Source organism: Nocardiopsis sp. RV163 (assembly GCF_001029525.1).
Classification (GTDB): Bacteria; Actinomycetota; Actinomycetes; order Streptosporangiales; family Streptosporangiaceae; genus Nocardiopsis; species Nocardiopsis dassonvillei.
This window is the reverse complement of the sequence record NZ_LEKI01000150.1, coordinates 1-14397: the sequence shown is the minus strand read 5'-3', so window position 1 is coordinate 14397 and position 14397 is coordinate 1. Positions and strand designations below refer to the sequence as shown.

The window sequence follows — 14397 nt, the reverse complement described above, 5'->3', positions numbered from 1 at the left end:
GGGGAAGGGGGCGGTCGCCCGTGGGGTGAGCGGCCGGGCGGCCAACCAAGCGCCATGCAACTTCGCATAGAAGTACAAAGAACTACAAAATCATGCATAACACGGTTTATGCATGAAACATGGAGAAAACGGGAGCGGGGTGCGTGCACAGGGGACACCCCGGCGCCCACCAGCGCCTTCTTGCCGGAGCCGCCCCCCGCACCGGGACCTCGCGCCCCGCCCGGACGACCACCACGGCCAGAAGACGCCCGGACCAGGGGCGACGGCACCAGAGTCGGTCCGGCCAGGACGAACCCCTCAGCGCGTTCGAGGGACCGGAGCCGCACACCAAAGCGCGCGGCCGAGCAGGAGGCAGCCGCGCCCAGAGCGGTCAGCCAACGGTCGTGCCCGCCAGCCAAGGCCCGGAGCACGGCCTCCAAGGACTCCGGGCGCGCTGATCCTTCCGAGGCGCGACGCTGTCCCCAGCGCCGCCACCCGGCGGCCCGGCGGCTCGCTCACGCCGCCGGACACCGGACGCACCGGGGTCCACACACCCCGGGCCCACACGCACGTCTCGCAGGGCCGGGAACCCCTTCCCCGCAGGCTCTCCCATATCGCCGATAATGCACATTATGTAAAGTAGAGGCGGCCGACTCCTCCTCCGCCCGTCCTCCCATGCCCGCGGCCGAGCCCGACGCGCCCTCTGCCTCCGCCCCGGCGCCCGCAGGCCCGCGTTCCCCGGAGCCCGCGCCGCCGCGCCCCCGGGGAACCCGCACACGAGCCCTACTCGGGCAGCCGCAACCACCCCGTGCGCACCTGCCACGCACCCCCCGACTCCAGCCGCTCCACCACCGCACGCTCCAACCGCGTACGCCGCCCGGCCGCGGCCACGTCCACCACCGGCATCCCGAACACGAACCGGAACACGTCCGACTCCCCCGGCTGCCCGCGCCCCACCAACGTGAAGCGCCGCTGGAACCCCACGATGTTGGAGTCCTCCCCCAACGCCTCCTCCCACTGCGGGTCCAGCAGCCACGACGTACACGTGGCCACCACCGGATCGAACCCCAGGTGCGCCCGCGCGAACCCCCGCGCCCGCCCCAGCGCGTCATCCACCGACGCCGGGTCCAGACCTCCCGAAGGGATGTGCAACCGCAGCGCCAGGTCCCCGCGACCCATACCCGGACCCAACCGCGCAGCCTCCTGCTCGGCGTACCACTCCACACCGCCCTGGTCGGTCAGCACCCCCGGTTCCAGCTGCAACCCGCCCACCCAGTACAGGCGCCCCCGAAACTGCGCCGCCACCCACGAGGCCGTCTCCACGCTCAACCGGCCGAACATGCGCCGCGACCGCGCCACCTGCACGCCCACGTCTGCCAGCGTCGCAGCCGTCACCGCCGGGTCCACGCCCGACTTCGCGTGCGCCTCGAACTGCGCGGGCACCCGAGCCGCGAACGCCCACAGCGACGCCGCGCGCACCCGCGCGTCCTCGGCCTCCACCAGCGACGGCCAGTCCCGCCACTGCCCCAGCGCCAGGTCCGCGTCCGAGCACAGGCGCCGGTACATGCACTCGACCAGGTACCACAGCTCCGGCGGCCACTCCCCCGACGCCGAACCCGAACCCGGCCAGAGCTCCGCCACCTCGGCCCGGTCCACCGCCTGCAGCGCGAACAGGTCCAACACCCGCTCCGCCTCAGCACCCACCGGAACCTCCAGAGCCCTCACAGGCTCCGGCAGCCGCTCCGCCTCCTCAAGCCACAGGCGCACGTCCGCACCCAGACCGAAACGTTCCACCACCGCGACGCTGTCCATCCCCACATCATGTCCCAGCACCCGCGCGGCGCGCGAGTGAGGTCGGCCTCACAGGTGGGCATAGTGTTGACGTAACCCGCGAAAGCCCCACACCAACCGAAAAAGAGGATCGTCACCGATGCCCGTGCCCGACCCGGAGCACCAAGTCCGCGACTGGCTCGCCGCTTACGACACACCCACCACATCGGTGGCACACCTCCTCTGCGACCGCCACGACCCCCACGCCACCGCCACCACCGAGATCGGCCCCACCCTGGAGGCCACCACCCTCACCTTCGGCGAACTCGCCCAGCGCTCTCGCGACCTGGCCACCGGCCTCGCCGACCTGGGTGTCACCCGCGGGGACCGCGTCGCCACCCTCATCCCCAAGGGCGTCGACCTGACCGTCACCGCCCTGGCCGTGTGGCGTCTGGGAGCCGTGCTGGTCCCCCTGCTCTCCTCCTTCGCCCCCTCGGCCATCAACGAACGCCTCACCGGCTCCGGCGCCCGCCTGGTGGTGTGCGACGCCGAGTACCGCGCCAAGCTCCTCCCCGGCGCCGACCGCCCCTGGCACATCGTCACCACCGCCGACGAGCCCGCCCACGAGGGCGACCACACCATCACCGGACTGGCCGCCCGCGCCGCCGCGGCGCCGTCGGTGCCCGACGCCGCGGTGGGCGGGGACGGTCTGCTGGCCGTCGTCTACGTCTCGGGGGTCATCGGCCCGCCCCGGGGCGTGCGCGTGCCCGTGCGCGCCCTGGCCGCCCTGCACGCCTACCACCACTACGGCCTGGGCGTGCGCGAGGACGACGTCTACTGGAACACCGCCGACCCGGGTTCGGCCTACGGCCTCTACCACGGGCTCGTCTCGCCGCTGCTGGCCGGGCACAACTCGCTGGCGCTGCGGGCCGGGTTCTTCGATCCCGAACTGACCCTGGACGTGCTGGGCGTGCACGGTGTGACCAACCTGGCGGCCGATCCGACCACCTACCGGACGCTGCGCGCGGCCACCAAGACCCTGCCGCCCGAGGTGATGGTGCGGAGTCTGGCCAGTGCGGGCGAGCCGCTGGCCCCCGACGTCATCGACTGGGTCACCGACGTGTTCGGCGTCCCGGTGCGCGACCACTACGGGCAGACCGAGTTGGGCTGGTGTGTGGGCGTGCCCAACGGCGAGACCGGTCAGGGGCCGACCGATCTGCCGTCGGGGGCGATCGGTCCCGCCCTGCCGGGCTGGCGGGTGCAGATCCTGGAGGCGATCTCCGACGACCCCGCTCCCCTGGGCGCCTACGGGCGTGTGGCGGTTGACCTGGCGCACAGTCCGCTGGCCTGGTTCGAGGGCTACGTCGGCCAGGAGGGCGCCTCGCAGGTGCGGTTCACCCCCGACCGCGCCTACTACCTGACCGGGGACACCGGCATCCAGGACCGTCAGGGGTCGTTGTTCTTCTCCACCCGTGACGACGGCGCCATCTTGACCTACGGGTACCGGATCGGTCCGAGCGAGGTGGAGTCGGTGCTCAACGACCACCCCGCGGTGCAGGAGTGCGGGGTGTACTCGGTCCCCGACGAGCTGGCGGGGCAGGTGATCGGTGCGCGGGTGGTTCTGGGCGCCGGCCGTGAGGCCGCTCCGGAGCTGGCCGAGGAGCTCAAGGGTTGGGTGCGGGAGCGGTTCGCGGCGCACGCCGCTCCGCGGGTGGTGGACTTCGTGGAGGAGTTGCCGCGCACGGCCTCGGGCAAGATGCGCCGGGCACGGTTGCGCTGAGGGTGGGCCGCGTCCTGTGGTCCGGGGCGGTGGGGGCGCGTCGGCGCGGCCCCGGGCGCCGCTCCCCGGGGCCGGGCGCTGTGGCCGCGGGGTCAGGGGACGAGCTCGTCCACGCGGGCGGCCAGGGACATGTCCTTGTCGGTGACGGCCCCCTCTGAGTGGGTGCTCAGCGCCAGGTGCAGGGTGTCGTAGCGGATGTCGATGTCGGGGTGGTGGTCGACCTGTTCGGCGGCCTGGGCGATCTCGTTGACCAGGGCGATGGCGGCCGGGAAGTCGGGCAGGCGCACGGTGCGGCGTATGGCGGGTGCGGCGGGGTCCAGTTCCCAGTCGGTGAGGCGGGTCAGGCCGTCGCGGATCTGTTCCTCGGTGAGTCTCATGTCGGGTCCTCTCCCCCGGTGGCGGTCGCGCGCCGATGCGCGTGCGAGTGGTCGCTGAGGGCTACGTACCCGTGTGCGGGGTGCGGGTCACATGGGGCGGGAGCCGGTGGTCGTTGCGGCGGAGCCGCTCCTTTGTTGTTTTTCTCGTTTGATAGAGAATCGAAGGCCCGACTGTACGACGTAGATTTTAATATACTTAGTAGCTTCGTAGTTCGTGTTACCAAGCTGAGGCCAGGCCTCCCACCTGCGCCGATCCCGCCCGAACGGGCCGCTGCGTCCCCTCAGGCTTGCGCAATCCCCCGTTGAGCGGTTCACTCTGGGGAACTCCGGCCCCTCCCCCACACCGGCGGACGCCCTCGCAGGTAGCGTCCACCGCCCTCCCCCAAAAGCGAGCCCATGCCCCACAACAAGCGCCGTTCGCTTCGCGCCCGCATGATCACGCTGGTCCTGTTCCCCAGCACCGTGCTGCTGGCCCTGTGGGCCGCCTTCACCGCCCTGCTCGTCGGCGACATCGCAGAACTGCGCACCACCGCCACCTTCACCGAACAGCTCGGCGTCCCCGTCGAGGAGACCATCGGCGCGCTCCAGCGCGAACGCCGCGCCACCATGGACGCGGCCTGGGGCACCGAGCGCACCTCCCTGTACCTGACCTACTCGCGCCAGCAGACCGACGAGGCCGTGGACGCCCTGAGCCTGAGCCTGGACGCCTTCGACATCCAGGACCTGCCCGAACAGGTCCTGGCCTTCCGCGCCGCCGTCAATCGCGTCGACACCCTGCGCGCCCGGGTGGACGCCTCCTCCCCCGCCGAGATCGACCTGGAGCAGACCTCCACCGTCTACGACGAGGTCATCGAACAGGGCCTGCGCGTGTGGGACGCCCAGGTCGAGCGCGCCGACCCCGCCCAGGCCCCGCACCTGCGCTCCCTGACCTCGCTGATGCGCACCCGCGAACTCCTCAACCAGCAGGACACCGTCCTGGCCCACGCCGTGGCCACCAACTCCTTCCCCCTCCAGGCCCACGCGCAGTTCGCCGCCGCGGCCGGGGCCCAGCACTACACCTGGGAACGGGTCGTGGTCGAGATGAGCGCGGAGGACAGCCAGGACTACATCGAACTGGAGTCCTACACCGAGCTGCAGCGCATCTACCAGCTACAGGAGAGCATCATCTCCATGCCCGTACGGGGCGGGGCCACCGTGCCGGTCAACGCCACAGCCTGGCAGGGCGCCGCCGAGGCCGTGGACGCGCGCATGCGCGACGTCGAACAGGGACAGATCGACCGCGTCATCGCCTTCAGCCGTTCGCAGTCGGCCGAACTGCGCACCAGCGTCCTGCTGGTGAGCGTGCCCGCCTTGGTGGCCGCCCTGGTCTCCTCCGCGGTCGCCGTGGGCGCCACCCAGCGCCTGGGCAGACGCCTGCAGGACCTGCGCACCGCCACCCTGGAGCACGCCCGGGTACGCCTGCCCGAGGTGACCGCCCGGCTGCGCGCGGGCGGCAGCGTGGACGTGGACGCCGAAGTGCCGCGGCTGCGGGTGGAGAGCACCGACGAGGTCGGACAGGTGGCCGAGGCCTTCAACGACGCCCAGCGCGCGGCCGTGGCGGCGGCGGTGGAGGAGGCGCAGGTGCGCGCGGGCGTGCGCAACATGTTCCGCAACATCGCCCGGCGCACGCAGGCGCTGGTGCACCGCCAACTGGGGCTGTTGGACGCGCTGGAGCGCGCCGAGACCGACCCCAAGGTGCTGGAGTCGCTCTTTCGCATCGACCACTTCAGCACCCAGATGCGGCGCAACGCCGAGAACCTGATGCTGCTCAGCGGGGACGCCCCGGTACGGCGGGGGCTGGCTCCGGTGCGTCTGCACGAGGCGGTGCGGGCCGCGGCCAGCGAGATCGAGGACTACGTACGGGTGCGGGTGCTGGCGGTGCCGGGGGTGGCGCTGCGCGGCGAGGTGGGCGCGGACACCGTGCGGCTGCTGGCGGAACTGTTGGAGAACGCCACGTCCTTCTCGCCCCCGGGCACGGAGGTGACGGTGCACGGCCGCGACGGCCAGGCCGGCGGATGCGTACTGGAGGTGCGCGACCGGGGGCTGGGGATGACGCGCCAACAGGTGGAGGCGGCCAACGCCCTGCTGCGCGACCCGCCGCGCTTCGACCTGGCCCGGATGCGCGAGGACTCCCAGCTGGGGCTGTTCGTGGTGGCCACCATCGCCGCGCGCCACGGCCTGGAGGTGACGCTGAGCGCCGGGCCGGACCACGGCACGTGCGCGGTCGTGTCAATCCCGGCCGAGGCGCTGGCAGACCGGGACACGGGCGCCGAGGGGCCCGAGACGGCCGGTGACCCGAAGGCCGCGCCCGCACAGGAGGGCGCGCGCTCGCAGCGGCTGGTCCTGGCGGGCGACTCCCCGACCGCACCGGACGGAACCGGGGAACGGGGCGGGCGCGAGAGAGGCGCCGAACCCTCGCGGGGGGCGGCGGACCAGGACACGGGCGACACCTACAAGGGCCTGCCCCGGCGGCGGCGCAAGGGCGTGCGGCCCTCCCCCGCGCCCGCCCCGGCCGCGCCCGCCGAGCCCGGGGTCCGGGAGGCGGCGGACCAGAGGTCGCTGACCGAGATCCGGTCGATGATGAGTGCTTTCCAGTCCGGGAGCCTGCGCGGGCGCGCACAGCCTCCGGACGGGGATGGAGACGGCGCGCGCGGTGCGCGCCCCGGTGAGAGTTCGGAAGGGTGATGTCGATGACGGCGGACGCGGCGGCGGGAGGCCGGACGGCCGAAGCGGTGGAGGAGCAGTCCCCGGCCAGGACGCTGGACTGGCTGCTGGGCGACCTGGTGCGGCGGGGGGCGGGGGCGCGGCACGCGCTGTTGCTGTCGGCGGACGGGCTGCTGTTGTCGTGCTCGGCCGACCTGGGGCGTGAGCAGGGTGAGCGGCTGGCCGCGATCGCGTCCGGTTTCGCGAGCCTGGCGCGTGGCGCCCGGGGGCAACTGGGCGCCGCGGAGGTGCGTCAGACGGTGGTGGAGATGGACAACGTGTTCTTCTTCGTGTTGGCCGCCGGTCAGGGCGCGTCGCTGGCGCTGGTGGCCGAGTCCACGTGCGACATGGGCCAGGCGGCCTTCGAGGTGAACCGCCTGGTGCGCCAGGTGGGTCCGCATCTGTCGGCGCTGCCGCGGCGCGGGAGCGTGAGGAGGTGAGGGCGTGGACGCTGAGCCGTCCGGTGGGGAGCCGGGACGGGAGTGGTCGTTCGAGTCGAGTCTGATCCGGCCGTACTCGTTGACGGGTGGGCGCACGCGCCCCTCGCGTACGGACTTTTCGATGACCTCGCAGGTGGTCGCGGCCGCCTCGCCCTCCGAGGCGCGGTTGGACCCGGAGCTGGAGCTGATCCTGTCGCTGTGCGCGCAGCCGGTGTCGGTGGCCGAGGTGGCCTCGCGGTCGGGGTTTCCGCTGGGGGTGACGCGGATCCTGCTGGCTGACCTGTTGGACCAGGGCCGTGTGGTGGTGCGCACCTCCGACTGGGAGCGGCACCGGCCCGACGCCGGGACGCTGCGCTCGGTGCTGGAGCGCATCCGTCAGCTGTGAGGGGCAAGGTGGTGTCGAGGTGGAGTGGATGTGTCGTTGGTCGTGATGGACACCGAGAGTGCGGGGCCGGTTCCCGACACACTCAAGATCGTGGTCGCGGGGGGTTTCGGGGCGGGTAAGACCACCCTGGTCTCGGCGGTGAGCGAGGTGGAGTCGCTGCACACCGAGGAGGTCATGACCTCCGAGAGTGTGGGCGTGGACGATCTGGACGGGGTGGAGGCCAAGGCGACCACGACGGTGGCCCTGGACTTCGGCCGGATCACGCTGGACGGGTCGACGGTGGTGTACCTGTTCGGCACTCCGGGCCAGCGGCGGTTCTCGTTCATGTGGGAGGAGTTGACCGAGGGCGCTTTGGGGGCCGTGGTGTTGGCCGACACCCGACGGCTGGCGGACTCCTTCGACGCGATCGACTTCTTCGAGTCGCGCGGGGTGCCGTTCGTGGTGGCGGTGAACTGCTTCGACGGGCAGCGCACGCACCGGGCGGACGACGTGCGGGTGGCGCTGGACCTGGAGGAGCGGGTGCCTTTGCTGCTGTGCGACGCCCGGGACCGGGAGTCGGTCAAGGAGGTGTTGGTGGAGCTGGTGGCTCTGGTGCTGCGCCTGGAGCTGTCGGGCGCCTGAGAGGGGACGCCCCGGGCAGGGGCGCGGTGGGGCCCGGGGCGCGTGGCTTGGGTTCTAGCGGTGGTCGCAACACCCTGATTTTGGGGAGGTTGCGGCCACCGTGTCGTTTTCCAAGCAGGAACTGGCCCGGCTACGGGAACGGTTCCTCGAACAGATGGCCGATGACGTGTTCCCGCCCTGCGCGCGCTGCGCGGAGCGGGGGCGGGCGGGGGCCGCGCGCCCCTCCCCCGCCCGGGCGTCGCGCGGCCGAGACCGTCGGCGGCGGTCGTGGGGTCAGCGGGCGGCGCCGCGGCGGTCGACGGGCACGATCATCGGGGTGTCGGTCTCGGGGTCGGGGATGATGCGCACGGGCAGGCCGAAGACCTCCTCGACCAGTGCCGCGGTCACCACCGTGGAGGGGTCGCCCTCGGCGACGATGGCGCCCTCCTTCATCACGATCAGGTGAGTGGCGTAGCGGCAGGCGTGGTTGAGGTCGTGCAGGACCGCGACCAGGGTGTAGTCGCGTTCGGCGTGCAGTTGGGCGCACAGGTCGAGCATGTCCATCTGGTGGGCGATGTCGAGGTAGGTGGTGGGCTCGTCCAGCAGCAGCAGGGGGGTCTGCTGGGCCAGGACCATGGCCAGCCACACGCGCTGGCGCTGCCCTCCGGAGAGTTCGTCCACCGAGCGCTCGGCCAGTTCGGCCACCCCGGTGGAGGCCATGGCCTCGGCCACGACCGCCTCGTCCTGCTTGGACCACTGGCGCAGGAACCCCTGGTGGGGGAAGCGGCCGCGGGCCACCAGGTCGGCCACGCCGATGCCGTCGGGGGCTACGGAGGTCTGCGGCAGCAGCCCCAGGCGGCGGGCGACCTCCTTGGCGGGGTAGGAGCTGATGGCCTTGCCGTCCAGGTGCACGTGGCCGTGCGCGGGCTTGAGGGTGCGCGACAGGGCCCGCAGCAGGGTGGACTTGCCGCAGGCGTTGGGTCCCACGATCACCGTGAAGGAGTTGTCGGGGATGGTGACGGCCAGGTTCTGGGAGATGACGCGCTGCTCGTAGGCCAGGGTGAGGTCGCGTCCGTTGAGGCGGGAGGCGGAGTGGTCGGCGATGGTCATCGTTCTTCCTCGGTTTCGGTCAGGCACGTCCGCCGCGCCATTCGGTGTAGAGCAACCAGATCAGGTAGCTGCCGCCGATGACGGCGGTGACCACGCCCACGGGCAGCTGGGTGGGGGCCAGGGCGCGCAGCGCGACCAGGTCGGCCACCGCCAGCAGGGCGGCGCCCATGAGCGCGGATCCGGCCGGGGTGGTGGCGCCGGTGCGCATCAGGCGCCGGGCCAGCTGGGGTGCGGCCAGGGCGACGAAGCCGATGGGGCCCGAGACGGCGATGGCGGCGCCGGTCAGGGCGCTGGCGGCGGCCAGGGCGATCAGCCGGGTGGAGCGGGTGGGCACGCCCAGGCCGCGGGCGGTGTCGTCCCCCAGTTCCATGAAGCGCAGGCGCTGGCCCAGGGCGAGCAGGACCGGTCCCAGCAGGGCCAGGCAGATCCACACGGCCGCGACCTCGGCCCAGCCGCGGCCGTTGAGGCTGCCGATCATCCAGATCTGGGCGCTGAGGGCGTCGGTGAGTTCGGCGCGGGTGAGCAGGTAGTCGCGGACGGCGCCGAGCATGGCGGCCATGCCGATGCCGACCAGGACCAGCCGGTAGCCCTGGACGCCGTTCTTGGTGGAGAGCAGGTAGACGGCGGCGGCGGTGAGCATGCCCCCGGCGATGGCTCCCAGGGACACGCCCAGGCGTCCGGCGCCGAAGAGCAGGACGACGGCGACGGCTCCGGTGGCGGCGCCGCTGGTGAAGCCGATGATGTCGGGGCTGCCCAGGGGGTTGCGCGACAGGCTCTGGAAGACGGCTCCGGCGAGCCCTAGGGCGGCGCCCACGCCGATGGCGGTCAGGGCGCGGGGCAGGCGCACCCCTTGGACGAAGAACACGTCCAGGCGTTCGCCGTAGCCCAGAATCGCGGCGGGCACGGCGCCCAGCGGGATCTCGTAGTCGCCCACCGCCACCGAGACGATGAGGGCGGCGGCGCTGAGGGCGGTCAGGGCCGCGGCGGCGACGAGGGTGCGCGGGCGCACCAGCAGGGACAGGCGTTCGCCCCACAGGCGCAGGGCGAAGGAGCCGCGGGGTGTGGTGCGGGCGCGCTCGCGCGGGCGGTGCGGTGTCAGGGTGCGGCTCAAAGTTGGGCCATTCTCGTGCTGCGGACCAGGGCGATGAACAGGGGGGCGCCGACGAAGGCGGTGATGATGCCGACCTCCAGTTCGGCGTCCGGCACGATGACGCGGCCCAGGGTGTCGGCGGCGGTGAGCAGGACGGCGCCCAGGACCGCGGAGTAGGGCAGCAGCCAGCGCTGGTCGGGTCCGGTGACCAGGCGTGCGGCGTGGGGGATGACGAGGCCGACGAACCAGATGGGGCCCGCGGCGGCGGTGGCGGCGCCGCACAGCAGGATGACGCCCACGGCGGTGGCGGCGCGGATGAGGGGGATGTTGGCGCCCAGGGTGGCGGCCAGGTCGTCGCCCAGGGCGACGGCGTTGAGGGAGGGGCCCAGGCACAGGGTCAGGACGATGCCCGCGACCAGGAAGGGCGCCACCTGCCAGAAGACGTCCAGGTCGCGTCCGACCAGGGAGCCGACCTGCCAGAAGCGGATGCGGTCGAAGACGAACTCGTTGAGGACGAACACGCCGTGGACGAGGCCCTGCAGGACGACGGCGACGGCGGTTCCGGCCAGGGCCAGGCGTACGGGGGTGGCGCTGGAGCGTCCGCGTGAGCCCAGGGCGTAGACGGCGACGGCGGCCAGGGCGGCGCCTAGGAATGCGGGCCAGACGTAGCCGGTGCCGGTCGCGCCGAAGGCGGTGACGGCGATGACCACGGCCGCGGCGGCGCCGGCGTTGACGCCGAGGATGCCGGGTTCGGCCAGGGGGTTGCGGGTCAGGGCCTGCATGAGGGCTCCGGCCAGGCCCAGTGCGGCGCCGACGAAGACGCCGATGACGGTGCGGGGTACGCGCAGGCTTCGGATGACGTCGTGGTCGTAGGAGCCGTCGTAGGCGGTCAGTGCGGCCCACACGTCGGCGGCGGGGATGGGTTTGGTGCCGATGGTGACGCTGGCAAGGGCGCACAGGGTGAGCAGGCCCAGGGCGGCGACCAGCCCGGTGGGGCGGATGATGCGTCTGGTGAGGGTGGGGCGTGTGAGGGTGGGGGCGCGCAGGGCCACGGCTTCCCCGTTCGTTGTGGCGTGGGTGGTGGACGCGGCTGCCCTGGTGGGGTGCAGCCCGGGGGCGGCACCGGTGCACCGCGCGCCGCCTCGGACAGGTTAGCCTTACCTTCATCCCGTTCGCACGGAAGGGTGCCCGCTATGCCCGAGTTGTCGCGTCCTGTGTGTGTCCTGGCCACACTAACCGCCCTGGCGGCGCTGACCCTGTCCGGCTGCGCCGCACCACCCTCCCCCCCAACCGGCCAGGACGGGCCGACCCGCACCGTACAGGCCGCCAACGGAGAGGTGGAGATCCCCGCCACACCCCAGCGCGTCGCCGTCCTGTGGCGCCCGACCCTGGCCGCAGCGACCCTGCTGGGACACGACGTGGCCGCCACCATGGGCACCCCCGGCGCACCCGAACAGGGCCTGGCCCCCTTCCTGCCCCCGGGCGCAGACGGCGACGCCCTGACCCTGGTCACCAACTCCCCCGCCGAGGACGACATCCGCATCGAGGCGCTGGCCAACACCGCCCCGGACCTGATCATCGGCGTCCACACCCAGCCCGGCGCCCAGACCCGGATGCTGTCGAGCCTGGAGGCCATAGCGCCCACCGTGCTGCTGGAGTGGGAGGGAACCGGTTCCTGGCGCGAGCACCTGCACCAGGTCGCCGAGGTCCTGCACTCCCCCGAACAGGCCGAACTGGCCGCGGCCGAGTACGAGACGGCCCTGGCGCGGGCGCGCGAGCAGATCACCGAGGCCGGCCTGGACCCGGCCGCCACCGAGGTCTCGCTCGTGCGGCTGCAGAGCCGGAGCGAGATACGCCTGGAGACGCCCGCCTCCTTCCCCGGACAGATCGTCCAGGACCTGGGCCTGACCCGACCCCGGGACCAGCGACAGACCCAGGGCGAGGCCGACTTCGTCTCCCTGGGCTATGAGCACCTGGAACGCGCGGACGGCGACGCGCTCTTCGTCCTGGCCGGATCGGGCTACCCCGACGCGCCCCGCACCTTCTCCGAAGGGGTGTGGTCCAACCTGCGCGCGGTGCAGGACGCACGGGTCTACCGCATGGACCACGACGTGTGGGGTGCGGCCAACCACCACGCCGCCCACCGCATCATCCAGGACGTGACCCGGGCCCTGACCGGACAGACCCCGCCCGCGGTGTGAACAGCCAGGTCACGGAACGGGCGAACCCGCCGGTAACCCGGGGCGGGCCCGCCATCGTGGAACCGCACGCCACGCGCTGACCCCGCCACCGCGGCCGCGGCCCGCCCGCCGCGGCGGGCGGGCACAGCGCCCACCGGGCCCGCACCGGGCCCCACACCCCGAAGGGGCCTGATGAGGGACCGCACCGCGTCGATCGAGTCGATGGAACAGCTCATCCGGGTCTGGCGCCCCCTGGTGCTGGACCGCGACCCGCGCGCCGACGTGCGCGACCTGCCGGGCCTGGCCGTGCGCTGGGCCGACTGCCGCTTCGCCTTCTGGAACTGCCTCACGCTGACCGGCCCGGACGTGGACGCGGCGGCCCTGGAACGCGACCTGCACCGGGCCGCGCAGGTGATGCGCGCCAAGAGCCACCCCGGTTTCCTGTGGCTGTTTCAGGACCTGCTCGACCAGGGGGCGCGCGAACACCTGCGCGAGGCCGCCCACCGGGCGGGCCTGGAGCGCGCCTTCGGCGGTGTCGGCATGGCCGCGGACCTGGCGCACCTGCCCGAGCCCTCCCACCCCGACCTGACGTTCATGCGCGTGAGCACCGACGCACACCTTGCCTCCTACGCCGACCTGAACTCACGCGCCTACGGCTTCGCGTTGGAGGAGGGCCGCGACGGACTGGCGGGGTCCGCCCTGTGGAAGAACGGCGTCCACGCCTACCTGGGCATGCGCCAGGGCGAGGCGGTCACCTGCGCCGCGACGGTGCCCGCCCGGGACTGCCTGTTCGTCGTGCTCGTGGCCACCGAGCCGCGGTGGCAGCGCAGGGGCTACGCCGAGGCCGTCACCCGCAAGGCCCTGCGCGAGGGCGCGCGGGCCAGCGGCCTGAGGCGCGCCGTGCTGCAGGCCACCGAGGCCGGAGCCCCCGTCTACCCGCGTATCGGCTTCACACCCAACTCACCCGTCCACTTCTACCGGCTGCGCGGCTGAACGCGCCGCGCGCGGCGCGTTCAGGTGAAGATGTCCCAGCCCATGCGCACCAGCAGGGCGATGACCACCACCAGCAGCACCGCGCGCACGAACCCCGAACCCCGCCGCAGTGCCATCCGGGCGCCGATCTGGGCGCCGATGATGGTGCACACCGCCAGCCCCAGGCCCAGCAGCCAGTCGATGTGCCCGCCCAGACCGAAGACGACCAGCGCCCCCAGGTTGGTGCACACGTTGACGACCTTGGCCGAGGCCGAGGCCTCGACGAAGTCCATGCCGACCACGGCGGTGAAGGCGATGATCAGGAAGACGCCGGTGCCCGGGCCGATGAGGCCGTCGTAGAAGCTCACGCCCAGACCCGCCAGGGCCACCACCGCCAGGGCACGGTTGCGGGTACGCAGAGCCCGGTCGGGGGCCGCACCCATGGCGGGGCGGAAGTAGACCATGAGGGCGACACCGGCCAGGACCACCATGATGACGGGTTTGAGGACGTCGGCGGTGAGCGCGGCGGCCATGGCCGCGCCCAGCCCCGAGCCCAGCAGGGCCAGACCGGCGGTGGGCACGACCACGCGGCGGTCGATCCCGACCTTGCGGGCGTAGGCCAGGGCGGCCGAGGTGGTGCCGAAGACGGCGCCGAGCTTGTTGGTGCCCAGCAGGGTGGCCAGGGGCGTGGTGGGCGCGGCGACCAGCAGGGCGGGAAGCAGGAGCAGACCGCCTCCGCCGACGACGGCGTCGACCCAGCCCGCTGCGACGCCGACCAGCAGGAGCAGGCCGAGGATCTCGGGGTCCATCTACCGCGCGCGCCCGGGGGAAGAGGTGATCATGGGTTCTTTTCGTGGCGGGGTGGCTGACCCACGAAGCCTACTCTTCACCCCGCCGGGGGTCCGGTCCCAGGGGGCCCTTGGCCCGAGCGGGCGGCGGCTCCGCGCCGTCGGGCGCGATCGGGGGGGGAGG

General features: G+C 72.9%; 13 protein-coding genes. 7 read left to right on the top strand and 6 right to left on the bottom strand.

Features of this window, described 5'->3' with window-relative positions:
• Positions 1-762: 762 nt before the first annotated feature.
• Positions 763-1791 carry an acyltransferase domain-containing protein gene (locus ABD54_RS21335; RefSeq protein WP_047871303.1) on the bottom strand — a complete coding sequence of 343 codons (1029 nt, stop codon included), beginning with the start codon at positions 1789-1791 and terminating at the stop codon, positions 763-765.
• A gap of 118 nt (positions 1792-1909) precedes the next feature.
• Between ABD54_RS21335 and ABD54_RS21330 the strand changes: the two genes are divergently transcribed.
• Positions 1910-3529, top strand: a complete 1620-nt coding sequence (locus tag ABD54_RS21330) for an AMP-binding protein (RefSeq protein ID WP_047871302.1) — start codon at positions 1910-1912, stop codon at positions 3527-3529.
• A gap of 92 nt (positions 3530-3621) precedes the next feature.
• Here the strand turns inward: ABD54_RS21330 and ABD54_RS21325 are convergent, their stop codons facing one another.
• On the bottom strand, positions 3622-3906 hold the full coding sequence (locus tag ABD54_RS21325) for a 4a-hydroxytetrahydrobiopterin dehydratase (protein WP_047871301.1): 285 nt from the start codon (positions 3904-3906) through the stop codon (positions 3622-3624).
• 396 nt (positions 3907-4302) lie between these two features.
• Between ABD54_RS21325 and ABD54_RS21320 the strand changes: the two genes are divergently transcribed.
• The 4 genes from ABD54_RS21320 to ABD54_RS21305 are packed head-to-tail and all read left to right on the top strand — an operon-like array spanning position 4303 to position 8094.
• A complete protein-coding gene (locus ABD54_RS21320) occupies positions 4303-6630 on the top strand; it encodes a nitrate- and nitrite sensing domain-containing protein (RefSeq protein WP_047871300.1) in 2328 nt (775 codons plus the stop codon).
• Positions 6630-7088: a roadblock/LC7 domain-containing protein gene (locus ABD54_RS21315; RefSeq protein ID WP_047871299.1), complete on the top strand. Its 459-nt coding sequence runs from the start codon at positions 6630-6632 to the stop codon at positions 7086-7088. The genes ABD54_RS21320 and ABD54_RS21315 overlap by 1 nt, the downstream gene beginning before the upstream one ends.
• A 4-nt stretch (positions 7089-7092) precedes the next feature.
• Entirely contained in the window at positions 7093-7473 is a 381-nt protein-coding gene (locus ABD54_RS21310; protein WP_200904166.1) for a DUF742 domain-containing protein, read from the top strand.
• A 45-nt stretch (positions 7474-7518) separates the two neighbouring features.
• Positions 7519-8094 (top strand): ATP/GTP-binding protein, encoded by a 576-nt coding sequence (locus ABD54_RS21305; RefSeq protein ID WP_047871304.1) that lies wholly within the window; start codon positions 7519-7521, stop codon positions 8092-8094.
• 273 nt (positions 8095-8367) lie between these two features.
• Here the strand turns inward: ABD54_RS21305 and ABD54_RS21300 are convergent, their stop codons facing one another.
• From ABD54_RS21300 to ABD54_RS21290, 3 genes are read right to left on the bottom strand one after another with little or no spacing between them, the layout of a single operon-like run.
• Positions 8368-9183, bottom strand: a complete 816-nt coding sequence (locus ABD54_RS21300) for an ABC transporter ATP-binding protein (protein ID WP_047871297.1) — start codon at positions 9181-9183, stop codon at positions 8368-8370.
• Positions 9184-9202: 19 nt separating this feature from the next.
• Positions 9203-10294, bottom strand: coding sequence for an iron chelate uptake ABC transporter family permease subunit (locus tag ABD54_RS21295; protein ID WP_047871296.1), 1092 nt, complete (start codon positions 10292-10294; stop codon positions 9203-9205).
• Positions 10291-11325, bottom strand: a complete 1035-nt coding sequence (locus tag ABD54_RS21290; protein ID WP_047871295.1) for an iron ABC transporter permease — start codon at positions 11323-11325, stop codon at positions 10291-10293. Before ABD54_RS21290 ends, ABD54_RS21295 begins: the two co-directional genes overlap by 4 nt.
• 141 nt (positions 11326-11466) lie before the next feature.
• Here ABD54_RS21290 and ABD54_RS21285 point away from each other — a divergent pair, with 141 nt between their 5' ends.
• Together ABD54_RS21285 and ABD54_RS21280 are read left to right on the top strand one after the other, a co-directional pair.
• The gene (locus tag ABD54_RS21285; protein WP_047871294.1) at positions 11467-12474 is read left to right on the top strand and encodes an ABC transporter substrate-binding protein; all 1008 of its coding nucleotides are present in this window, start codon (positions 11467-11469) and stop codon (positions 12472-12474) included.
• 171 nt (positions 12475-12645) lie between these two features.
• Complete coding sequence (locus tag ABD54_RS21280) at positions 12646-13446, top strand: GNAT family N-acetyltransferase (RefSeq protein ID WP_047871293.1); 801 nt, start codon at positions 12646-12648, stop codon at positions 13444-13446.
• 20 nt (positions 13447-13466) lie between these two features.
• Here ABD54_RS21280 and ABD54_RS21275 read toward each other — a convergent pair whose 3' ends face one another.
• The gene (locus tag ABD54_RS21275) at positions 13467-14234 is read right to left on the bottom strand and encodes a TSUP family transporter (protein ID WP_047871292.1); all 768 of its coding nucleotides are present in this window, start codon (positions 14232-14234) and stop codon (positions 13467-13469) included.
• Positions 14235-14397: the final 163 nt, after the last annotated feature.

Bases quoted from the DNA above. Each gene is read 5' to 3' on its own strand.
- ABD54_RS21285 (WP_047871294.1), top strand. From the start codon at position 11,467: ATGCCCGAGTTGTCGCGTCCTGTGTGTGTCCTGGCCACACTAACCGCC.
- ABD54_RS21330 (WP_047871302.1), top strand. From the start codon at position 1,910: ATGCCCGTGCCCGACCCGGAGCACCAAGTCCGCGACTGGCTCGCCGCT.
- ABD54_RS21300 (WP_047871297.1), bottom strand. From the start codon at position 9,183: ATGACCATCGCCGACCACTCCGCCTCCCGCCTCAACGGACGCGACCTC.
- ABD54_RS21325 (WP_047871301.1), bottom strand. From the start codon at position 3,906: ATGAGACTCACCGAGGAACAGATCCGCGACGGCCTGACCCGCCTCACC.
- ABD54_RS21280 (WP_047871293.1), top strand. From the start codon at position 12,646: ATGAGGGACCGCACCGCGTCGATCGAGTCGATGGAACAGCTCATCCGG.
- ABD54_RS21305 (WP_047871304.1), top strand. From the start codon at position 7,519: ATGGACACCGAGAGTGCGGGGCCGGTTCCCGACACACTCAAGATCGTG.
- ABD54_RS21320 (WP_047871300.1), top strand. From the start codon at position 4,303: ATGCCCCACAACAAGCGCCGTTCGCTTCGCGCCCGCATGATCACGCTG.
- ABD54_RS21315 (WP_047871299.1), top strand. From the start codon at position 6,630: ATGTCGATGACGGCGGACGCGGCGGCGGGAGGCCGGACGGCCGAAGCG.
- ABD54_RS21335 (WP_047871303.1), bottom strand. From the start codon at position 1,791: ATGGACAGCGTCGCGGTGGTGGAACGTTTCGGTCTGGGTGCGGACGTG.
- ABD54_RS21275 (WP_047871292.1), bottom strand. From the start codon at position 14,234: ATGGACCCCGAGATCCTCGGCCTGCTCCTGCTGGTCGGCGTCGCAGCG.